The 21,809-nt window shown below is 72.7% G+C and carries 18 protein-coding genes; 10 read left to right on the plus strand and 8 right to left on the minus strand.

Going from position 1 to position 21,809, the window contains the following annotated elements; translation table 11 throughout:
* Positions 1-14: 14 nt before the first annotated feature.
* The 4 genes from HNR13_RS14620 to HNR13_RS14635 all read left to right on the plus strand — a co-directional run bounded on the left by HNR13_RS14620 (position 15) and on the right by HNR13_RS14635 (position 4,498).
* Positions 15-1,667 carry an AlkA N-terminal domain-containing protein gene (locus tag HNR13_RS14620; RefSeq protein WP_179606893.1) on the plus strand — a complete coding sequence of 551 codons (1,653 nt, stop codon included), beginning with the start codon at positions 15-17 and terminating at the stop codon, positions 1,665-1,667.
* A 76-nt stretch (positions 1,668-1,743) separates the two neighbouring features.
* A complete protein-coding gene (locus HNR13_RS14625; RefSeq protein WP_343063569.1) occupies positions 1,744-2,526 on the plus strand; it encodes a glycosyltransferase family 2 protein in 783 nt (260 codons plus the stop codon).
* 95 nt (positions 2,527-2,621) lie between these two features.
* The gene (locus tag HNR13_RS14630) at positions 2,622-3,497 is read left to right on the plus strand and encodes a fumarylacetoacetate hydrolase family protein (protein WP_179606895.1); all 876 of its coding nucleotides are present in this window, start codon (positions 2,622-2,624) and stop codon (positions 3,495-3,497) included.
* A gap of 95 nt (positions 3,498-3,592) precedes the next feature.
* Positions 3,593-4,498: an alpha/beta fold hydrolase gene (locus tag HNR13_RS14635; RefSeq protein ID WP_179606897.1), complete on the plus strand. Its 906-nt coding sequence runs from the start codon at positions 3,593-3,595 to the stop codon at positions 4,496-4,498.
* 95 nt (positions 4,499-4,593) lie between these two features.
* Here the strand turns inward: HNR13_RS14635 and HNR13_RS14640 are convergent, their stop codons facing one another.
* The 5 genes from HNR13_RS14640 to HNR13_RS14660 form a co-directional block, all read right to left on the minus strand.
* Complete coding sequence (locus tag HNR13_RS14640; protein ID WP_218881703.1) at positions 4,594-6,162, minus strand: aspartate ammonia-lyase; 1,569 nt, start codon at positions 6,160-6,162, stop codon at positions 4,594-4,596.
* 180 nt (positions 6,163-6,342) lie between these two features.
* A complete protein-coding gene (locus HNR13_RS14645) occupies positions 6,343-7,767 on the minus strand; it encodes an aldehyde dehydrogenase family protein (RefSeq protein WP_179606899.1) in 1,425 nt (474 codons plus the stop codon).
* A 58-nt stretch (positions 7,768-7,825) separates the two neighbouring features.
* On the minus strand, positions 7,826-8,509 hold the full coding sequence (gene trmB, locus HNR13_RS14650) for a tRNA (guanosine(46)-N7)-methyltransferase TrmB (RefSeq protein ID WP_179606901.1): 684 nt from the start codon (positions 8,507-8,509) through the stop codon (positions 7,826-7,828).
* A gap of 62 nt (positions 8,510-8,571) precedes the next feature.
* The gene (locus HNR13_RS14655) at positions 8,572-8,880 is read right to left on the minus strand and encodes a hypothetical protein (RefSeq protein ID WP_179606903.1); all 309 of its coding nucleotides are present in this window, start codon (positions 8,878-8,880) and stop codon (positions 8,572-8,574) included.
* 92 nt (positions 8,881-8,972) lie between these two features.
* Complete coding sequence (locus HNR13_RS14660) at positions 8,973-10,439, minus strand: NCS2 family permease (RefSeq protein ID WP_382313527.1); 1,467 nt, start codon at positions 10,437-10,439, stop codon at positions 8,973-8,975.
* An 87-nt stretch (positions 10,440-10,526) separates the two neighbouring features.
* Between HNR13_RS14660 and HNR13_RS14665 the strand changes: the two genes are divergently transcribed.
* A complete protein-coding gene (locus HNR13_RS14665) occupies positions 10,527-11,804 on the plus strand; it encodes a uracil-xanthine permease family protein (RefSeq protein ID WP_179606904.1) in 1,278 nt (425 codons plus the stop codon).
* A gap of 21 nt (positions 11,805-11,825) precedes the next feature.
* Here the strand turns inward: HNR13_RS14665 and HNR13_RS14670 are convergent, their stop codons facing one another.
* The 3 genes from HNR13_RS14670 to HNR13_RS14680 all read right to left on the minus strand — a co-directional run bounded on the left by HNR13_RS14670 (position 11,826) and on the right by HNR13_RS14680 (position 16,069).
* On the minus strand, positions 11,826-12,158 hold the full coding sequence (locus tag HNR13_RS14670) for a peptidase (protein WP_179606906.1): 333 nt from the start codon (positions 12,156-12,158) through the stop codon (positions 11,826-11,828).
* Positions 12,155-13,369, minus strand: coding sequence for an inorganic phosphate transporter (locus HNR13_RS14675; protein WP_179606908.1), 1,215 nt, complete (start codon positions 13,367-13,369; stop codon positions 12,155-12,157). The genes HNR13_RS14670 and HNR13_RS14675 overlap by 4 nt, the downstream gene beginning before the upstream one ends.
* 144 nt (positions 13,370-13,513) lie before the next feature.
* Positions 13,514-16,069, minus strand: coding sequence for a DEAD/DEAH box helicase (locus HNR13_RS14680; protein WP_179606910.1), 2,556 nt, complete (start codon positions 16,067-16,069; stop codon positions 13,514-13,516).
* 106 nt (positions 16,070-16,175) lie between these two features.
* On the opposite strand from HNR13_RS14680, the gene HNR13_RS14685 reads away from it, so the two are divergent.
* The 5 genes from HNR13_RS14685 (at position 16,176) to HNR13_RS14705 (ending at position 21,805) form a co-directional block, all read left to right on the plus strand.
* Positions 16,176-17,777 carry a molybdopterin-dependent oxidoreductase gene (locus tag HNR13_RS14685; protein WP_179606912.1) on the plus strand — a complete coding sequence of 534 codons (1,602 nt, stop codon included), beginning with the start codon at positions 16,176-16,178 and terminating at the stop codon, positions 17,775-17,777.
* Positions 17,778-17,781: 4 nt separating this feature from the next.
* Entirely contained in the window at positions 17,782-18,999 is a 1,218-nt protein-coding gene (locus HNR13_RS14690) for a ThiF family adenylyltransferase (protein ID WP_179606914.1), read from the plus strand.
* Between the two features lie 129 nt (positions 19,000-19,128).
* Entirely contained in the window at positions 19,129-20,343 is a 1,215-nt protein-coding gene (locus HNR13_RS14695) for a molybdopterin molybdotransferase MoeA (RefSeq protein ID WP_179606916.1), read from the plus strand.
* Positions 20,340-21,395 carry a bifunctional molybdenum cofactor biosynthesis protein MoaC/MoaB gene (gene moaCB / locus HNR13_RS14700; protein ID WP_179606917.1) on the plus strand — a complete coding sequence of 352 codons (1,056 nt, stop codon included), beginning with the start codon at positions 20,340-20,342 and terminating at the stop codon, positions 21,393-21,395. Before HNR13_RS14695 ends, moaCB begins: the two co-directional genes overlap by 4 nt.
* The gene (locus tag HNR13_RS14705; protein ID WP_179606918.1) at positions 21,392-21,805 is read left to right on the plus strand and encodes a molybdenum cofactor biosynthesis protein MoaE; all 414 of its coding nucleotides are present in this window, start codon (positions 21,392-21,394) and stop codon (positions 21,803-21,805) included. Before moaCB ends, HNR13_RS14705 begins: the two co-directional genes overlap by 4 nt.
* Positions 21,806-21,809 lie beyond the last annotated feature (4 nt).

Below are 21,809 nucleotides of genomic sequence, written 5' to 3' on the forward strand. Positions count from 1 at the left end.
GTCACGCTGGGACCATGACCAGCACCACGCCGACGCAGGGCGCCGCCCGGCGGCCCACCGCGGACGACCGGCTCGCCGACCCGGTGTTCGCCCGCCGCTACCGCGCGATGAGCGCGCGGGACGCCCGCTTCGACGGCCAGTTCATCACCGGCGTCCACTCGACCGGCATCTACTGCCGCCCGAGCTGCCCCGCCGTCACGCCCAAGGCGGACAACGTCACCTTCTACCTGACCGCCGCGGCCGCCCACGAGGCCGGGCTGCGGGCGTGCAAGCGCTGCCTGCCGGACGCGGTCCCCGGCTCTCCGGAGTGGAACGTCCGCGACGACCTCGCCGCGCGCGCCATGCGCCTGATCGCCGACGGGACCGTCGAGCGGGAGGGCGTGCCGGGGCTCGCCCGCCGCCTCGGCTACACGCCGCGGCACCTCGGCCGGGTGCTCACCGCCGAGCTCGGAGCTGGGCCGCTCGCCCTCGCCAGGGCCCACCGGGCGCAGACAGCGCGGCTGCTGCTGGCGGGCACGGACATGCCCGTCACCGACGTGGCGTTCGCCGCCGGCTTCTCCAGCGTGCGGCAGTTCAACGAGACGATGGCGGAGATCTACCACGTGACGCCCGGCGCGATCCGGGCCTCCGCCCGCCGCCGGCCGGGGATCGCCCACGGGCCGATGGTGCCGGGCGCGGCAGCCGGCGCCTCCCTGAGCCTCCGGCTGCCCGCGCGGGCCCCGTTCGACGGCGGACGCCTCCTCGCCTTCCTCGGCGCGCGGGCGATCGCGGGCATGGAGACCGCGGTGACGGGCGGGGACGGGATCGCTCCGTCCTACAGTCGCGCGCTGCGGCTGCCGCACGGCCCCGCGGCGATCCGGCTCACGCTGTCCGGCGACGCGGACGCCCCCGCGGTCGAGTGCGAGGCCACCCTCGCCGACATGGCCGATCTCGCCCCGCTCGTCGCGCGGGTCCGGCGCCTCCTCGACCTCGACGCCGACGCCGAGGCGATCGACACCGCCCTCGCGGCCGACCCGGTGCTCGCGCCCTCGGTCGCCGCGGCGCCCGGCATCCGGGTCCCCGGCGCGGTCGACCCGGAGGAGATCCTCTTCCGCGCCCTCATCGGGCAGCAGGTGTCGGTGGCCGCCGCGCGAACGGCGCTGGCGCGGCTCACCGACGCCCTCGGCGAGCCGGTCGCGATCGGCGGCTTCACCCGGCTGTTCCCGACGGCGCAGGCGATCGCGGAGCACGGCAGGGAGGTGCTGCGCGGGCCGGGCAAGCGCATCGACGCCATCGTCGGCGCCGCCGCCGCGCTCGCGGACGGCTCCCTCGCCATCGATGTCGGGGAGTCCCGCGCGGAGCTGGAGGCCCGGCTCATCGCGCTCCCCGGCATCGGCGCCTGGACCGCCGGCTACGTCGCGCTGCGGGTGCTCGGCAGCCCCGACGTGCTGCTGACCGGCGACCTGGCCCTGCGGCAGGGCGCCGCCCGGCTCGGCCTCCCGGCGGAGGCGCGGGCGCTCGCGGAGCGCGGCGCGGCGTGGTCGCCGTGGCGCAGCTACGCGGGGATGCACCTCTGGGAGAGCGCGCACCTCGCTCAGCAGGAGGCGCGGGCGCAGCGCCCCGCTGCGGAGGCGACGGCGTCGGCTCGCCGGACCCGACTCAGCCCCGCGGCCACCCGCAAAGCGTAGGATCGCCCATGCCGGGGCCGACGTGACGGCCCGGCATCACGAGAACATCCGTCTCGGGCGAGGAGGGAGCCCTTTCGTGCCCTCGAACACCGCCGGGCCCTCGATCACCGTCGTGATCCCCGCGCTCGACGACGCCGGGATGCTCGCCCGCTGCCTGGCCGACCTGGCCGCGCAGCTGCGGCCCGCCGACGAGATCATCGTGGTGGACAACGGCAGCAGCGACGACACCGCAGCGGTCGCCCGCGCCGGCGGGGCGCGCGTGCTGGAGCAGCAGGTCCGCGGCATCTTCCCCGCCGCCGCGACCGGGTACGACGCCGCCACCGGCGACATCATCGCGCGCCTCGACGCGGACTCGCGTCCCCCGGTCGACTGGCTGCTGCACATCGACGCCGAGTTCGTCGACGACCCGGCGATCGGCGTGCTGACCGGCCCCGGCGTGTTCTACGACGGCAACACCTTCGTCGCCGGCCTCGGCCAGCTCCTCTACATCGGCGGCTACTTCTGGTCGATGGAGATCTGGCTCGGGCACCCGCCGATCTTCGGCTCCAACTTCGCCATGCGACGCGAGGTGTGGCACGAGGTGCGCGGCCGCGTGCACCGGGACCTGCGCGAGGTGCACGACGACCTGGACCTCGCCATCCACCTCGACCCGGGCGTGGTCGTGCGCTACGACGAGCGGCTCCTGGTCGGGATCTCGTCGCGGCCGTTCTCGACCTGGCGCGGCTTCGGCCGGCGCATCCGCTGGGCGTTCGGCACGCTGCGCATGCACCTGCCGGAGGAGACGCCGTGGCGGCGCCGCGCCGCGCGGAGGCGCTGGGAGGCCGAGCACACGGAGGAGGCGCCGGGCGCCATCGCCTGAGCGGCGCCCCGGGCCCCGGGTTCTGCGCGTTTCGGGCGCTCTCCCGGGCCGCCCCGGTTCGTGTCGGCGGCCTCCCGACCGATAGGTTGGACCGTGTGAGATTCTCGCACCTCAGCACTACCCCGGACTCGCACCCGCGCCTGGCGGCCGTCATCGGAGACGGCGCCCTCTTCCTCGACGAGCTGATGGCCGAGGCTCCCCGCGACCTCCAGGACCTCATCGAGCGCGGCGACGTCACCCTCCAGGAGGTGCGCGCGCTCGTCGACGAGGCCGTCACGACCGGGACGCCCCTCGTCCCCGTGCACGAGCTGCGTCACGCCTCCGCCGTGCTGCGCCCGCCGCAGGTGATCGCGATCGGCGCCAACTACGCCGCGCACGCCTCCGAGCTGAAGCTGCGCAGCGAGAAGGCGGCGACCGTGTTCTCGCTCTGGCCCAACTCGCTCGCCGGCCACGGCGGGACCACCAGCTGGCCGGAGGACCTCACCACCCAGGTCGACTACGAGGCCGAGCTCGGCGTCATCATCGGCAAGCCCGCGCGCAACGTCTCGGTGCGCGACGCCCTCGACTACGTGTGGGGCTACACGGTGGTCAACGACATCACCGCGCGCGACCTCCAGTTCTCGGAGGCGCAGTGGTCGCGGTGCAAGTCGTTCGACGGCTTCACCCCGAACGGGCCGGTGGTCGTGACGGCCGACGAGATCGCGGACCCCCAGGACCTCTGGCTGACCACCAACGTCGACGGCGCGATCCTGCAGGACGCCTCCACGGCGGACATGGTGCGCTCGGTCGCCGAGATCATCGAGTTCCTGTCCCGGTCGGCCACCATCCTGCCCGGCACGCTGATCTCCACCGGCAGCCCGGGCGGCGCCGGCTACTCGCGCACTCCCCCGGTGTTCCTGCGCGACCGGTCGACGGTCACGGTCTCGATCGGCGGGATCGGCTACCTGACCACGTACTGCCGGGTGACCTGACCCCGGCCCTGCCCGGCCTCCCGATTGCCTGCAACCGTCGGTGCCAGCAATCGTGATTGCCTGCAATCGTCGGTGCCTTCGGCTAGCGTGAGTGCATGTCGATCGGCGAGCGGCGGCCCGGAGTCTCGGGCGGAGACGACGAGGCGGCCCGCCTCGACGCGGTGCTCCCCGAGATCGACTGGTCGGTCGCCCCGGTCGGGGCGACGTTCTCGACATTCCGCGCGCCCAGCGGCGAGCTCGCCGTCGTCGCGCTCGGCGACCCCGCCGACCCGCGCGTCGTCCTGGTGCCCGGCGCCACCGGCTCCAAGGAGGACTTCTACCTCCTCGCGCCGATCCTGGTGGCTGCGGGCTACTACGTGCAGAGCTACGACCTCGCGGGCCAGTACGAGTCGGCGTCCGCCGGCCCGGCCGCCGGAGGGCACTACACCTACGACCTGCTGGTGGCCGACCTCGTCGCCTTCCTGCGCGACGGCGGCCCCGCGCACGTCCTCGGCTACTCGTTCGCCGGCATCCTCGCCGAGCTCGCGCTCGTCGCGCACCCGGAGCTGTTCCTCACCCTCACGCTGCTCACCTCGCCGCCGGAGCCGGGCCAGGCATTCCGCGGCGTGCGGACCATCGGCTGGCTGAGCTGGTTCCTGAACGGCCGCCAGGGCGCCGGTCTGATGATCTGGGGCATCGTGACCAACAAGAACAAGGTCGGCCCGGCCCGGCTCGCGTTCGTCCGGGAGCGCTTCGCGCTCACCCGCCGGTCGAGCGTGGACGATATCGTCGGGCTGATGAAGCACGTGCCGGACGTGCGCGACCGTGTCGCCGCGATCGGCCTCCCCGTCCTGGTGGCGACCGGCGACCACGACCTGTGGCCGACGCACCTCCACGCCGCGAACGCCCAGGCGCTCGGCGCCCGGCTGGCCGTCTACCGCACCGGCCACAGCCCGTGCGAGACCGCGCCGAACCAGCTCGGCCGCGACATGATCGCGCTGTTCCGCTCCGCCGAGCGCTGACGCCGCGCCCCGCCTCCACCGGAACAGGGGTCGCAACACGCCGTTATCGCGACGCGATAGCGGCGTGTTGCGACCCCTGTCCGGAGGGCGGGACGCTACTCGCGGGCCTTCTCGGCCTTCTCGATGGCCTCGGCCTCGACGACCGGGATGGAGGTGGTGATCGCCTCGAGGCCGCTCAGGCGCGCGGGCGACAGCAGGCGGGTGACCTCCTCGCGGCTCATCAGCTTGGCCTCCACGACCAGGTCGGCGACGTTGTGGCCGGTCAGCAGCGCCGACTTGGCGAGCGCCGCCGCGGCGGCGTAGCCGATGTGCGGCGTGAGCGCGGTGATGACGCCGACCGACGAGCCGACCATCGCGCCGAGCCGCTCCTCGTTCGCGGTGATGCCGTCGACGCAGTTGACGCGCAGCGTGTGGAAGGCCTGCGCCATCCAGGTGATGGACTGCAGCAGCGAGTGGGCGATGACCGGCTCGAAGGCGTTGAGCTGGAGCTGGCCGCCCTCGGCCGCCATCGTCACGGTGACGTCGGCGCCGGCCACGGAGAACGCGACCTGGTTGACGACCTCCGGGATGACCGGGTTGACCTTGCCCGGCATGATCGACGACCCGGCCTGGCGCGGCGGGAGGTTGATCTCGCCGAGGCCCGCCTGCGGGCCGGACGACAGCAGGCGCAGGTCGTTGCAGATCTTCGAGAGCTTGATGGCGCTGCGCTTGAGCGAGCCGGAGAACGACATGAAGGCGCCGGCGTCGGACGTCGACTCGATCAGGTCGGGGGCGGTCTCCAGGTTGAGGCCGGTGATCAGGTTGAGGTGCTTGACGGCCGCCGCCGCGTAGCCGGGGTCGGCCGTGATGCCGGTGCCGATCGCGGTGGCGCCGAGGTTGATCTCGGCGAGCAGCCACTTGGTCTCGGTGAGCCGGGCGTGGTCCTCGGTGAGGGTGGTGGCGAAGCCGTGGAACTCCTGGCCGAGCGTCATCGGCACGGCGTCCTGCAGCTGGGTGCGGCCGACCTTGAGGATGTGGCGGAACTCGCGGCCCTTGGCGGCGAAGGAGTCGCGCAGCAGGGCGAGCTCGTCGAGCAGGTGGCCGAGCGCGAAGGTCAGGGCGATCTTGATCGCGGTCGGGTACGTGTCGTTCGTGCTCTGGCTGCGGTTCACGTCGTCGATCGGGCTCATGTACGCGTAGTCGCCCTTGGGGCGCCCCTCGAGCTCGAGCGCGACGTTCGCGATGACCTCGTTGGCGTTCATGTTCGTGGAGGTGCCGGCGCCGCCCTGCATCACGCCGACGACGAACTGGTCGTGGTACTTGCCGTCGATGATGAGCTGGCAGGCCCGGTCGATGAGGTCGGCCTTGTGCTGCTCCAGCACACCGATCTCGAGGTTGGCGCGGGCCGCCGCCTGCTTGACGGCGGCGAGGGCGACGATGAGGTCCGGGTAGACGGAGATCGGCCGCTTGGCGATCGGGAAGTTCTCGAGGGCTCGCGAGGTGTGCACGCCCCAGTAGGCGTCGGCCGGGATCTCCCGGCTGCCCAGGGAGTCGGTCTCGATGCGGGTCGGCCGGCCCTCGGCGCTGGGGGTCGGGACGTCGGACACGTTCTCGGACGCGTCGACGACGGCGCCGCCGGCCGTCGGGTCGATGACGGGGATGGGGTGAGTCTTCGGTTCGTCCATCGTTGCTGTGGAATCCACGCTTGGCTCCATTGCCTCTCGTTGTGCGTTGGCGTTCAGGGGGTCAGCCGGCCGTTCGTGGCGCCCGGCAGTGCAGAGCCTACCCCTGGTGGGGGTGCCCGAGTTGGACACATCGTCCGGGATCCCGGACGTCGTTCGACAGCCTGTCGAGAGCGCTCCTGTTCAGCCCAGTTTCCGCAGCAGTCCGCGGGCGAACCGGTCCTTGCCCTCCGTGTACGGCGGGTAGATCAGCTGCAGCGTGTCGGGGGCGAGGGCCTTGGACAGGACCGCCTTCTCGTGGCTGAACGCCTCCAGCGACCGGCGGCCGTGGTAGGCGCCGGAGCCGCTCTCGCCGACCCCGCCGAACGGGAGGCCGCCGACCGCGAGGTGCGCCGCGGGCACCCCGAAGCCGACCGCTCCGGAGCTGGTCTCGGTGAGTATGCGCCGGCGGACGTCGCGGCGGTCGCTGAAGACGTAGAGGGCCAGCGGCTTGTCGCCGGCGCGGATGAACGCGATCGCGTCGTCCAGGCCGTCCACCGTGACGATCGGCAGCACCGGGCCGAAGATCTCCTCGGCCATCGCGGCCGAGTCGCGCGGCACGTCCACGAGCACCGTCGGCGCGAGATAGCGCGAGGCCGCCTCCGACTCGCCACCGACCGCGGTCGTGCCGGAGCCGAGCAGGCCCGTCAGCCGCTCGAAGTGCCGGTCGTCCACGATGCGCCCGTAGTCGGGGCTCTGCGCCGTGTCGTCGCCGTACAGCGCGCGCACGGCGGTGGCGAGCTCGGCGGCGAGCCGCCCGGCCACCGCCTTCGTGGCCAGGATGTAGTCCGGTGCGACGCAGGTCTGGCCCGCGTTCATGAACTTGCCCCAGGCGATCCGGCGTGCGGCCGCCGCGAGGTCGACGGAGTCGTCCACGTAGACCGGGGACTTGCCGCCGAGCTCCAGGGTCACCGGCGTCAGGTGCTCCGCCGCCGCCGCGGCGACGATGCGGCCGACGCGGCCGTTGCCGGTGAAGAAGATGTGGTCCCAGCGCTGCGCGAGCAGCTCGGTGGTCTCGGCGATCGCGCCCTCGACCACGGCGACGGCGCTGCGATCGAGGTACTGCGGGACGAGCCGGGCCATCGCCGCGGAGGTCGCCGGGGCGAGCTCGCTCGGCTTGAGGACGACGGCGTTGCCCGCCGCCAGCGCGCCGACGACCGGCGCCAGCAGCAGTTGGACGGGGTAGTTCCACGGGGCGATCACGAGCACGACGCCGACCGGCTCCAGCACGACCCGCGCCTTCGCGGGCTGGAGGGCGCCCGGAACGGCGACGCGACGGGGACGCAGCCAGCGGCGGAGGTTGCGCCGCATGTGGTCGATCTCGCCGACGACGAAGCCGACCTCGGCGATCTGCGACTCGGTCGGGTTCTTGGCCAGGTCCTCCAGCAGGGCGTCCTCGAACTCGGCGGCGCGCTCGGTGAGCATGCGGCGGAGGGCGTCGAGCTGCGCCAGCCGCCAGGCGAGCGGCTTGGTGCGGCCGGCGTCGAAGGTGGCGCGCAGGGTCGCGACGGTCTGCGGGATCGGGCCGCCGGCGACGGTGCCGGACGTGAGCGTGGACTCGGAGGTCATGCGCCCATCATCACACGCACGGGCGATCGCACGCGCGAGCGATCGCACGCGCGGCCGATCACACGCGCGGGCGGTACTCCAGGTCGAAGATCGCGTGCCCGAGCCGCTCGCCCCTGCGCTCGAACTTGGTGACGGGACGGTCGTCCGGGCGCGGGATGAAACCGCCGGGGCCTGCGACGTTCACGAGGGCGGGCTCGGCGTCCAGCACGTCGATCATGTGCTCGGCGTACGGCTCCCAGTCGGTCGCGAGCCGGAGCACGCCGGCGGGCTTCAGCGCGGCGACGATGAGCCGGACGACGTCGGGCTGCACCAGCCGGCGCCGGTGATGGCGGGCCTTCGGCCACGGGTCGGGGAAGAAGATGAGCACCTCGTCGACGCTCGCGGCGCCGAGCCCCCGCTCGAAGACCTCGACCGCGTCGTGCCGGACCACCCGGATGTTGCTGAGGCCCTGCTCGTGCGCGGCGGCCAGCACCCGGCCGACGCCCGCACCGTGGACCTCCACCCCCAGGAAGTCCTTCTCGGGGTGCCGCGCGGCCAGGGCGAGCAGGTTCTCGCCGTTGCCGAAGCCGATCTCGACCACGCGCGGCGCCGTGCGCCCGAAGAGCGCGTCGAGGTCGAGCGGCGAGCCGTCGAACTCCACGCCGTAGAGCGGCCAGAACTCGTCGATCGCCCGCTGCTGGGCTTCGGTCTTCCTGCCGCGGATGACGAAGCTGCGCGGCCTGACGAGTGGGGACGGTTCCATCCCTCCATTCTCGCAGGCCGCGCGGCCGCCCCCGAGCGGCTGTCCCGATCAGCGGCCGGGGGTCACCAGGAGACGTTCGCGACGTGCCACGGCAGGAACGCCAGCCCGAAGCCCACGCCGACCACGGCGACCAGCAGGCCGATCAGGATGCCGGCGAGCATGACCGCGTTGAGCACGATCCCCCAGATCGCGAAGGTGCGGCCCTCCGGCTCGCGGCCGAGGGCGAGGATGCCGACGACGAGGCCGGCGATCGGGGCGAGGAAGGTCCAGCCGAGGGCGATGGACGCGAGGCCGAGCGCGAAGCTCGTGACGCTGAGCGTTCGGGACGGGGCGGTGGTGTACGGGTTCGGTGAGGTGCCGGTGGTTGACATGCCTCCAGTCAAGCGATCCGGGCGCCCCGCGCACATCCGGGTAACCCCCGGTTGTGCTCAGGGGTTACCCGGGAAGCCGGCTCAGCCGTCCGTCAGTGCGGCAGCACCGCCTCGATCGGTCCGCGCGCGAAGTAGACCAGGAAGCCAGCCGCGACGATCCAGAGCAGCGGGCTGATCTCGCGCGCCTTTCCGGCGAGGGACCGGATCAGCACCCAGGAGATGAAGCCGACGCCGATGCCGTTGGCGATCGAGTAGGTCAGCGGCATGACGATGATCGTGAGGAACACCGGCAGCGTGCTGGAGAACTCGTGGAAGTCGATGTGGCGGATCTGCACCACCATCAGCGCGCCCACGACGACGAGCGCGGCGGCCGCGACCTCCAGCGGAACCACCTGGGTGAGCGGGGTGAAGAACATCGCGAGCAGGAACAGCACGCCGGTGACGACGCTGGCGAAGCCGGTCTTCGCGCCCTCGCCGATGCCGGAGGCCGACTCGACGAAGACGGTGTTGGAGCTGGCCGAGGTGCCGCCGCCGACCACGGCGCCGACGCCCTCCACGATCAGCGCGGACTGCAGGCGCGGGAAGGTGCCGTCCTCCTTCGCGAGGCCGGCGCTGCGGGCCAGGCCGGTCATCGAGCCCATGGCGTCGAAGAAGTTCGTGAAGACGAGCGTGAAGATCAGCATCACGGCGGCGAGGGCGCCGATCCGGCCGAACGAGCCGAACAGGTCGAACTGGCCGACCAGGCTGAGGTTCGGGACGCTGACCAGCGACGTCGGGAGCTGCGGCACCGTGAGGTTCCAGCCGTTGGCGTTCTTCGGGCCGGACGCGCCAACGTGGAAGATCGCCTCCGCGATGATCGCGACGATGGTGGCGACGACGATGCCGATGAGCAGCGCGCCCTTCACCTTCCGGGCCATGAGCACGCCCATGACGACGAGCGCGACCAGGAAGACCAGGGTCGGGACGGTGGCGATCGAGCCGGCCTCGCCGAGCTGCACCGGCGGCGAGGACAGATTGGTGCTGCGCACGAAGCCGCTGTCGACGAAGCCGATGAAGGCGATGAAGAGGCCGATGCCGACGGTGATGGCGGTCTTCAGCTGCGGCGGGACCGCGTTGAAGATCAGGCGGCGGAGCCCGGTGGCGGCGAGCAGCACGATGATGAGGCCGTTGATGACGACCAGGCCCATCGCCTCCTGCCAGGTCAGCACCTTGACGACGTTGACCGCGAGGAAGGAGTTGATGCCGAGGCCCGCGGCGAACGCGAACGGCAGCCGGGCGACCAGGCCGAAGAGCACGGTCATGAAGCCGGCGCTCAGCGCGGTGACGGCGGCGACCTGCTGGCCTTGCAGCGAGTGGCCGGACACGTCGGGGGTCCCGCCGAGGATGAGCGGGTTGAGGATGACGATGTACGCCATCGTCACGAACGTCAGCAGGCCGCCGCGGAACTCCGTGGCCCACGTGGTGCCGCGGGACGTGATCTCGAAGAACCGGTCCAGGCGCCCTTTGAGGGTCGGCGTCGGCGTGGAAGTCGAAGCGGAAATGGTGGTCTCCCGTAGTATCGGTGGGGTTTTGGTTCGTGGCGCATTCGAAGCGATGTCACAGCGCCATACCAGCCTAATTCCCCTTCGGACACGATAAGGACACGCATGGCTCTGCCCTGGAAGCTGCACGGCGACGGAAAGACGGTTGGAGCGCGCGAACTCGTGCTCCCCGGCGAGCGGCTCACCTGGCCGCGGACCATCGGACTCGGCGCGCAGCACGTCGTCGCCATGTTCGGCGCGACGTTCCTGGTGCCGCTGCTCACCGGGTTCCCGCCCAGCACGACCCTGCTGTTCTCCGGCGTCGGCACGATGCTCTTCCTGCTGATCACCCGCAACAAGCTGCCCAGCTACCTCGGCTCCTCGTTCGCGTTCATCGTGCCGATCGTGGCGGCGACCAAGGCGCACGGGATGCCGTCCGCGCTGTTCGGCATCGTCGTCACCGGCCTCCTGCTCGCCGTGGTCGGCCTGATCGTCGTCGCGACCGGCACCAAGTGGATCGACGGGCTGATGCCGCCCATCGTCGCCGGCGCCATCGTGGCGCTGATCGGCTTCAACCTCGCCCCGGCGGCGAAGAACAACTTCATGCAGGCGCCGGTCACCGCGCTGGTGACCCTCGCCGCGGTGATCCTCTGCACGGTGCTGTTCAAGGGGATGCTCGGCCGGCTCTCGATCTTCCTCGGCGTGGTCGTCGGCTACGTCTTCGCCGTGTTCGCCGGCCAGGTCGACTTCAGCAAGGTCGAGAAGGCGGCGTGGATCGGCCTCCCGCAGTTCACCTTCCCGGCGAACCCGTTCACGGACGCCCCGGCGACCTGGGGCATCCTGCCCGCCTTCCTGCCGGTCGTGCTCGTGCTGATCGCCGAGAACGTCGGCCACATCCGCGGCGTCGCCCAGCTCACCGACCCGGCGGTGAACAAGCTGACCGGCCGCGCGCTGTTCGCCGACGGCCTGGCGACGACCATCGCCGGCTTCTTCGGCGGCTCGGGCACGACGACCTACGGCGAGAACATCGGCGTCATGGCCGCGACCCGCGTGTACTCGACGGCCGCGTACTGGGTGGCCGGCATCGTCGCGGTGCTGCTGGGCCTCTCCCCCAAGGTCGGCGCCGTCATCAACACCATCCCGGCCGGCGTGCTGGGCGGTGTGACGACCGCGCTCTACGGCCTCATCGGCGTCATCGGCGTGAAGATCTGGCTGGACAACAAGGTGGACTTCTCCAAGCCGGTCAACCAGTTCACGGCGGCGACCGCGCTCATCATCGGCATCGGCGACTTCACGCTGAACCTCGGCCAGCTCACCTTCAACGGGATCGCGCTCGGCGCCATCGCGGCGATCGTGGTCTACCACGTGATGAACTCGATCGCGCGGGTCCGCGGGACCGCGTAGCGGCGCTCGCCGCGCCGACGGTCAGTGGTGGAAGTACGGGATGATCAAATACAGCCCGTACAGCACCGCCGCGCCGCAGAGCACGAAGCACGCGTAGGCGCCGGTCAGCGCCGCGCGCTTCCTGCCGTCGCTGAGCGGGCTCTTGCGGCGGGCCTTCTCGGCCTTCTTCTGGGCCTTGGCCGCCTGTTCCGGCGTGATGACCGTGATGGCGTCGGTGAACTCGGCCGGCTCGACGAACAGCGCCCGGCCGGCCACGGCGAGCAGGCGCGTGCCGAGCGCGTAGAAGCCGACGACGACGCACGCGCCGATCAGGGACGCGGCGAACACCGTGAGGAACTGCAGGACGGCGCTCATGCGGGGTTCCTTCCGGTGCGCTCGCGCTTGAGCGGCTTGACCTTCCGGATCTTCACGACCCGGCCGGACTCGGCGACGTCGCTCTGGCCCTGGACGGGGACCGGAGCGACCGCGTTCGCGCTGGAGACCCGGTTGCGCCGCGACCGCCAGAAGATGAACGTGATCACCAGGACGGCGACCACCGTGTCGATGAGGATGCCGACGGGACCGAGCAGGCCGACGAACGCGGCGACGGCGCCGACGACGCCCGCGGCGGGCAGGGTCATCACCCAGCCGATCGCGATCCGGCCGGCCGTGCCCCAGCGCACCGACGCGCCGCGCCGGCCGAGGCCGGAGCCGATCACGGAGCCGGAGGCGACCTGCGTGGTGGAGAGGGCGAAGCCGAGGTGGCTGGAGGCCAGGATGGTCGCCGCCGTGCTGGTCTCCGCGGCGAAGCCCTGCGCGGGCTTCACCTCGGTCAGGCCCCTGCCGAGCGTGCGGATGATCCGCCAGCCGCCGGAGTAGGTGCCGATCGCGATCGCGAGCGCGCACGCGACGACGACCCAGAGCGGCGGCCCGCTGCCGGCCGGGAGGAGGTTCGCCGAGATCAGCAGCAGCGTGATGACGCCCATCGTCTTCTGCGCGTCGTTGGTGCCGTGCGACAGCGCGACGAGGGAGGACGAGAAGATCTGGCCGTAGCGGAAGCCGCCGCGGCCGTCCGGGCGGCCGTCGTAGCGCCGGGTGATCCAGTAGGCCAGCTTGGTCGCCGCCCACGCCACCACGCCCGCGGTGAACGGGGCGATCACGGCGGGGAGGACGACCTTCTGGACGACCACCGGGAAGTTCACCGACGCGACCCCCGCCCCGACGATGGCCGCACCGATGAGGCCGCCGAACAGAGCGTGGCTGGACGACGACGGCAGGCCGTAGAGCCAGGTCACCATGTTCCAGACGATGGCGCCGACCAGCCCGGCGAAGATCAGCTGCGGCGAGATCAGGACGCCGCCGGAGCCCTCGTTGATGATGCCGCCCGAGATGGTCTTCGCCACCTCGGTCGACAGGAACGCGCCGACGAGGTTCAGGACCGCTGCGAGGGCCACCGCGACCTTGGGCCGCATGGCGCCGGTCGCGATCGGCGTGGCCATCGCGTTGGCGGTGTCGTGGAACCCGTTGGTGAAATCGAAGAAGAGGGCCAGCGCGATGACCAGCACGATGACGAGGGTGAGATCCACCGGCTTCTTTCTCGTGTGGAGACGGACGCCCGGCGAGGGGTTCACCGGTTGTTCAACAGAAATGCCTGGTGCCGTTAAGCGACCGTGTAGAGCCTTGCATGCGCTTCTCGGGCGCGTCAAACCGCCGGCGGCCGCCGGCGCACCTCAGAGCCGGTCGACGCCCGTCACGCGCACAACGGCGACGCCGGTGCGCGCGGAGTCGGCCAGCAGCACGTCCGCCGCGATGCCCCAGTCGTGGTCGCCTGCCGGGTCGGCGAGGATCTGGCGCACGCGCCAGACGCCCTCGGTGGCTGCCGGGGTCTCGTCCACGACGATCATGCTCGCGGCGCGCGCCGCCGCGTCGGTGAGGATCTCGTCGTGCTCGGCGTAGTACGCCTCCAGCGCCTCGTCCCACTGGAGCTCGGTGAAGGACGGCGCTGCCGCCTCGGCGAGCGCCGCCGCCTCGTTCTCGAGGGCGCCGAGCTCCTGGACCTTGTCGAGCGCGGCGAGCTGCACGCGACGGAACAGCTCGTTGCGCACGAGCACGAAGAAGGCGCGCCGGTTGGTGGTGACGTTCCGCGGCGCGGGCGGCGCGAGCTCCCCGCTCTCGGCGGCGTGCCGGGCGGCGTCGGGGTGCACCAGTTCCTCCCACTCGTCCAGGAGGCTGGAGTCGACCTGGCGGACCAGCTCGCCGAGCCACTCCACGATGTCGCGCAGCTCCTCGGTGCGAAGGTCGAGCGGCACGGTCTGGTTGAGGGCGCGGTAGGCGTCGGAGAGGTAGCGCAGGACCACGCCCTCGGAGCGCGCGAGCTTGTAGAAGGCGATGAACTCGCCGAAGGTCATCGCCCGCTCGTACAGGTCGCGGACCACCGACTTCGGGCTCAGCTCGAAGTCCGCCACCCAGGGCTGGCTGGAGGCGTAGGTCGCGAACGCCTCGTGCAGCAGCTCGTCGTGCGGCTTGGGGTGGGTGACGGTCTCCAGCGCCTCCATCCGCTCGTCGTACTCGATCCCTTCGGCCTTCATGGCGGCGACCGCTTCGCCGCGCGCCTGGAACTGCTGGGCCGAGAGCACCGGGCGCGGGTCGTCGAGGGTGGCCTCCACCACCGAGACGATGTCCAGGGCGTAGCTCGGCGACTCGACGTCGAACAGTTCGAACGCGGCGAGCGCGAACGGCGACAGGGGCTGGTTGAGCGCGAAGTTCGGCTGGAGGTCGACCGTGAGCCGGATCTCGCCGTCCACGACCTCCACAACCCCGGCTGTGAGGAGCGAGCGGTAGAGGCCGAGTGCGCGCCGGGCGAGCGCGAGCTGGCGCTTCCACGGCTCGTGGTTGTCGAACACGAGGTCCCGGACGTGCCCGAAGACGTCGCCGCCGCGGCCGATGACGTTGATGAGCATGGCGCTGGTGATCTGCATGGACGAGGTCAGCGTTTCCGGCTCGGCCTCCACGAGCTTGCGGAAGGACGGCTCACCCCACGAGACGAAGCCCTCCGGCGCCTTCTTGCGGACGATCTTGCGGCGCTTCTTGGGGTCGTCGCCGGCCTTCTCCAGCGCCTTGAGGTTCTCGCTCTCGTGCTCGGGCGCCTGCACGACGACGGTGCCTGCGGTGTCGTAGCCCGCGCGGCCCGCGCGCCCGGCGATCTGGTGGAACTCGCGCGCATTGAGCTGGCGCATCCGGGTGCCGTCGAACTTGGTCAGCGCGGTCAGCAGCACGGTGCGGATCGGGACGTTGATGCCGACCCCGAGGGTGTCGGTGCCGCAGATCACCCGCAGCATCCCCCGCTGGGCGAGCTGCTCGACCAGGCGGCGGTACTTGGGCAGCATCCCGGCGTGGTGCACGCCGATGCCCTGCCGCAGCAGCCGGGAGAGGGTGCGCCCGAAGGAGGTCGTGAACCGGAACTCGCCGATCAGCTCGGCGATCGCGTCGCGCTGCTCGCGGGTCGCGATCTTGGCGCTGGAGAGCGATTGGGCGCGCTCCAGGGCGGCGAGCTGCGAGAAGTGCACGATGTAGATCGGCGCCTGGCCGGTGTGCAGGAGGTCCTCGACGGTGTCGTGGATCGGGGTCAGCTCGTAGTAGTAGTGCAGCGGCACCGGCCGCTCGACGCCGGTGACCGTCGCGGTCTCCCGGCCGGTCCGGCGGCTGAGGTCGGCGGCGAGCGCCGTCACGTCGCCGAGAGTCGCCGACATGAGCACGAACTGCGCGCGGGTGAGGAGCAGCAGCGGCACCTGCCAGGCCCAGCCGCGATCCGGGTCGGAGTAGAAGTGGAACTCGTCCATGACGACTTGGCCGACGGGGGTGTCCTCGCCCTGGCGGAGGGCGAGGTTGGCGAGGATCTCGGCGGTGCAGCAGATGATCGGGGCGTCGGCGTTGACGGCGGAGTCGCCGGTCATCATCCCGACGTTCTCGGCGCCGAAGACGTCGACCAGCGCGAAGAACTTCTCGGACACCAGCGCCTTGATCGGTGCGGTGTAGAAGGTCCGCTCGCCGCGGGCCAGGGCCGCGAAGTGCGCGCCGACGGCGACGAGCGACTTGCCCGTCCCGGTCGGGGTGGACAGGATCAGGTTCGAGCCGCCGACGATCTCGATCAGCGACTCGTCCTGCGCCGGGTAGAGGGTGATGCCGGTGGACTCCGCCCAGGCGACGAAGGCCTCGTAGACGGCGTCCTCGGACACGGAGGAGGGGCCGGCCCAGCCGGGGAGGTCGTCGACGCGCAGGGAGGCCATAGGGGTCAAGCCTGTCACAGCCGCGACGATGCTCGGCAGATCCACCGGCTCGCGCGCCTATCCTTCGGGTATGGGATCGGGTTCGGGTATGGGATCGGGTTCGGGTATGGGATCGGGTTCGGCTCCGGAATCGACGCGGCCCGCCGGCGCGGACCGGCTCGCGGGCACCGCACGGAAGGCCGGCGAGTCCTGGCGCGCCGCCGGGGCCGGCGCCGCGAGCGTGCTGGCCGGCGTCGGCGCGGCCGAGCTGCTGAGCGCGTTCGCCGTGCAGGACGGCAGTCCCATCCTGGTCGTCGGAGCGCTGGTCATCGACCTCACTCCGGCGTGGCTCAAGAACGCGGTGATCGGCGTGTTCGGGACCGGCGACAAGGCGTTCCTGATCTCGTCCCTGGCGGTGGTGCTGCTCGTGGGCGGCGCGCTCGCCGGCTGGCTGGAGCTGCGGCGGCCTCCGGTCGGCCGCATCCTGATCGGCGTGGGCGGGGCGCTGGGCGTGCTCGCGGCGATCACCCGGGCCGGGTCGTCGATCGTGAACGTCGTGCCCTCCGCCCTCGCTGCGCTGGTCGCCATCCTGTTCCTCGGCTGGCTGGCCGGCCTGCTGCGCGGGACCCGGCCGACCCGGATCGCCCCGCAGGGCGAGGTCTCCCGGCGGCACTTCGTGACGGCGACCGCCGCCTCCGCCGCGGGCGGGATCCTCGCCACGCTGATCGGCCAGGCAATCGCCACCGGGTATCGCGCCGCGTCGGCGGCCCGGGCGGCCTTCCACCTGCCGAAGCCGGCGGTCGCGGCGCCGCCCGTCCCGGCCGGGGCCTCCTTCGACATCGGGGGGCTCGCACCGATCATCACGCCGAACGCCGACTTCTACCGGATCGACACCGCCCTGCAGATCCCCGGCATCGACCCGTCCGCCTGGCGGCTGCGGATCACCGGGATGGTCGAGAAGGAGGTCGAGTTGACCTTCACCGAGCTCCTCGCGCTCCCGCTGGAGGAGTCGGTCACGACCCTCACCTGCGTCTCCAACGAGGTCGGCGGCGACCTGATCAGCACCGCGAAATGGCTCGGCTACCCGATCCGGCACCTGCTGGCCCGCGCGAAGCCCACGTCCGACGCCGACATGGTGCTCTCCCGCAGCCAGGACGGCTGGACGGCGGGGACGCCGCTGGAGGCCCTCACCGACGGCCGCAACGCCATCCTGGCGGTGGGGATGAACGGCCAGCCGCTGCCGCTGGAGCACGGCTACCCGGTGCGGATGGTCGTGCCCGGGCTGTACGGCTACGTCTCGGCCACCAAGTGGGTGGTCGAGCTGAACGTGACGCGCTTCGACAAGGCGACCTCGTACTGGACCGACCGCGGCTGGTCGGAGCGCGGCCCGGTCAAGCTGGAGTCCCGCATCGACGTGCCGGGCGACGGCAAGCAGGTGAAGGCCGGGACGGTCGCCGTCGCGGGCGTCGCCTGGTCGCAGCACGTGGGCGTGAGCGCGGTGCACGTGCAGATCGACGGCGTGGACTGGCAGGAGGCCACCCTGGCCGACGCGATCTCGGCCGACACCTGGCGGCAGTGGAAGTACGCGTGGGATGCGACGCCCGGCTCGCACACGATCAAGGTCAGGGCCACCGACGCGCACGGCACCATGCAGACGTCGAAGGTGCAGGACGTGGTGCCGGACGGCGCGACCGGATTGCACACGATCGGCGTCTCCGTGGTTGGCTAGCCGCATGGCCGACACCTCCACCTCGACGGGCCCCGGCGGACGACCCGGCCCGCTCGTCGCCCCCGGTCCCGCGCTGGCGTCGGCGTACCGTGCCCGGTACGCCCGCACCGAGCAGCTGCCGGGCTTCGGGGAGGACGCCCAGCGCCGGCTCCGCGCCGCGCGGGTCCTCGTGGTCGGCGCGGGCGGTCTCGGCTCCGCGGTGCTTCCGCTGCTCGCGGGGGCCGGGTTCGGGACGATCGGGATCGTCGACGACGACAGCGTGGAGCTCAGCAACCTCCCGCGGCAGACCATCCACCGCGAACGCGACCTCGGCCGGCCGAAGACCGCGTCGGCGGCCGACGCGATCCGGGCCATCGACGCGGGGATCGACGTGCGGGTCTTCCCCGAGCGGCTCACGTCGGCCAACGCGCTCGGCATCCTCGACGGATTCGACCTCGTGCTGGACGGCAGCGACAACTTCCCGACCCGCTACCTCGTTGACGACGCGGCCCTGCTGACCGGGCTCCCGGTGGTGTGGGGCGCGGTCCACCGGTTCGGCGGCCAGGCCGGGCTCAGCTGGGCCCAGCACGGGCCGCACTACCGCGACCTCTTCCCGGAGCCGCCGGAGCCCGGCAGCGTGCCGAGCTGCGCGGAGGCCGGCGTGCTGCCGAGCGTGTGCGGCGTGATCGGGTCGCTGATGGTGAGCGAGGCGATCAAGGTCGTCACCGGGGAGGGCGACCTCCTGCTCGGCCGGGTGCTCGTGCACGACGCGCTGCGCGGGAGCTTCCGCGAGCTGCCGTACGCCGCCGACCCGCACGCGGAGCCGGTGACGGAGCTGATCGACTACGAGCTGTTCTGCGGGGTCGCCCCGGCGCAGGGAGCTCAGGCGCAGGAGACTCCGGCTCGTGAGGCTCCGGCGGCCACGAGCGTCTCCCCCGCCGACCTGGCGGCCCGGCTGGCGGCGGGGCAGCCGCACATCCTGCTCGACGTGCGCGAGCCGTGGGAGGCCGACATCGCCGAGCTGCCAGGGTCGCTGCTGGTCCCGCTCGATGTCGTCGTGCGGGACGCGCCCGGCGTCGCCGAGCGGCTGGGCGAGGACCCGCTCGTGATCGTCTGCCACCACGGCATGCGGGCCGAGACCGCGCGGAAGCTGCTGGCCGCGGCCGGCGCCCCCGGCGTGGTGCTGGAGGGCGGCATCGACGCCTGGTCGCGCCAGGTCGACCCGTCGCTCCCGCGCTACTGACCCGCTGCTCCCCTCCTCCGACCGCACAGGGGTCGCAACACGCCGTGTCGCCGCGCGGAGAGCGGCGTGTTGCGACCCCTGTGGCGGCCGGGCCTCGCACGCCACCAGGGCGCGCGGGATACTGAAGCCATGACCCCACCGCGCAGCGTCGAGGAGCACGCCGAGCACGTCAACCGCCTGCTGGCGCCGCTGAGCGCCGAGCCGGACGTCGAGACCGTCCTCCTCGCGGACGCCGCCGGCCGCGTCGCCGCGACCGACATCCGGTCGGAGGTCGACCTCCCGCTGTTCCGCAACTCGCAGATGGACGGCTACGCGGTGCGGGCGGCCGACGTCGCCCGCGTCCCGGTGGCGCTGGAGGTGACCGGCGACGTCCCGGCCGGCCACGAGGTGCCGCTGACCCTCACTCCGGGCACCGCCATCCGGATCATGACGGGCGCGCCCGTGCCGACCGGCGCGGACGCGATCGTGCCGGTCGAGGACACCGAGCTGGTGCTCGGCAGGGACGACGACCTGGCCGGCGCGGTGGTCGAGATCAGGCGCGCCCGGCGCCGCGGCGAGTTCGTGCGCGAGCGCGGCAGCGACCTGGAGCGCGGCGACGTGCTCGTGAGAGCCGGCACCCGGCTGGCCGCCCGGCACCTGGCCGCGCTGGCGGCCGCCGGCGTCAGCTCCGTGGCCGTGCGGGCACGCCTGCGCGTCGCGGTCCTGACCACCGGCTCGGAGCTGGCCGCCCCGGGGCGGGGCGTCCGCTTCGGCCAGGTGTTCGACGCGAACGGCATCGCCCTCGCCGCCCTGGTGGAGGAGTCCGGCGCGATGGTGTCGCTGCGGGCGAGCAGCAGCGACGATCCGGCGGCGTTCGCGAAGGTGCTCGACGCCGCGCTCGCCGCCAGCGACCTGGTCATCACCTCCGGGGGCATCTCGAAGGGCGCGTACGAGGTCGTGCGGGAGGTGCTGCTGCCCCGCGGCGCGGAGGTCACGACGGTGGCGATGCAACCGGGCGGCCCGCAGGCGACCGGCGTGATCGACGGCGTGCCCGTGCTGTGCTTCCCCGGCAACCCGGTGAGCACCCAGGTCTCGTTCGCGGTGTTCCTGCGGGCGCCGCTGCGCGCGGCGGCCGGTCTCCCTCCGCTGCCGGTGCGGCGGGTGCGGCTGGCCGAAGCGGTGCGGAGCGTGCCGGGCAAACGGCAGTTCCTGCGCGGCCGGGTCGCCGAGGACGGGGTGGCGCCGGTGTCGGGTCCGAGCTCGCATCTCGTCGCGGCGATGGCCAACGCGGACGTGCTCATCGACCTGCCGGAGGAGGCGGAGGCGATCGAGGCGGGCTCGGACGTGACAGTCTGGACCCTATGAGCGAGCTCACCCACCTGGACGCCGACGGCCGCGCCCGCATGGTCGATGTCGGCGCGAAACCGGAGACCGACCGCGAGGCCGTGGCGCGCGGGCGGCTCGTGACCACGCCGGAGGTGGTGCGGCTCGTCGCCGCGGACGACCTGCCCAAGGCCGATGTGCTCGCAACGGCGCGCATCGCCGGGATCGCGGGAGGCAAGCGGACGAGCGACCTCATCCCGCTCTGCCACCCGCTGCCGCTGAACTCGCTGCGCGTGGACTTCGCGCTGGACGAGGCCGCCGGCGCGATCGCCATCGAGGCGGTCGCGCGCACGCACGGCCGCACCGGCGTGGAGATGGAGGCGCTGACCGCGGTCGCCGTGGCGGGGCTGACCCTGCACGACATGGTGAAGGCCGTGGACCCGGCGGCGACGCTGACGGATGTGCAGCTCGTGGCGAAGAGCGGCGGGAAGCGCGGAGAGTGGCGGAGACCGGGTGAGGAAGGCGCGGAAGGCGCGGACAGCGCCGGCGCCGCCCCGACCGCCGCGGCCACCGACAGGCCCACCACAGGCAGCGCCAGCTCCGCTGTCGTGATCGTCGCCTCCACCCGCGCCGCCGCGGGCGAGGCGGCCGACACCACGGGCCCGGCGATCGCCTCCTGGCTCGACGGCCACGGCCTCCATCCGGAGGTGCGGGTCGTCGCGGACGCGGACATCGCCCCGGCCCTGACGGCGGCCGTCGCCGAGGGCCCGGCCGTCATCCTCACCACGGGAGGAACCGGCGTCGCCCCGGACGACCGCACCCCGGAGGCCACCGCCGCCGTGCTGGACCGGGAGCTCCCCGGCCTCGCCGACGCGCTGCGGGCGCGCGGCGCCGCCTCCACACCCCTCGCCGCGCTGAGCCGCGGCCGTGCCGGCGTCGCCGGCCGCACGCTCGTCGTGAACCTCCCCGGCTCTCGCGGCGGCGTCGCCGACGGGCTCGCCGTCCTGGACGACGTGCTGGAGCATCTCCTCGACCAGCTGAACGGCGACCGGGACCGCGGCCACGACCGTGGCCACCAGGGAGGGAACCGATGACCGACGTCTTCGCGGACGTGTCCGACCGGCCGCTCGATCCGTCGACGCTGGACGAGTTCGTCTGGCGCCGCGAGGCCGGCGCGGTGGTGTCGTTCCAGGGCATCGTGCGCGACCACGACGGCGGCCGCTCCGTCGTCTCGCTCGACTACCGCGCCCATCCCGAGGCCGCCGACTTCCTCCGCCGCTGCTGCGAGGAGGTCGCCGAGCGCACCGGGCTGCGCGTCGCCGCCGTGCACCGGGTCGGCTCGCTGACCATCGGCGACCTCGCGCTCATCGCCGCGGTCGCCGCCCCGCACCGGGCGGAGGCGTTCGCCGCGTGCGCCGAGCTGGTGGAGCGGATCAAGGCCGAGGTGCCGATCTGGAAGCGCCAGCACTTCGGCGACGGCGCCTCGGAGTGGGTCGGACTCTGACCTG

Origin of the sequence: Leifsonia shinshuensis, from assembly GCF_013410375.1 — a bacterium.
Classification (GTDB): Bacteria; Actinomycetota; Actinomycetes; order Actinomycetales; family Microbacteriaceae; genus Leifsonia; species Leifsonia shinshuensis.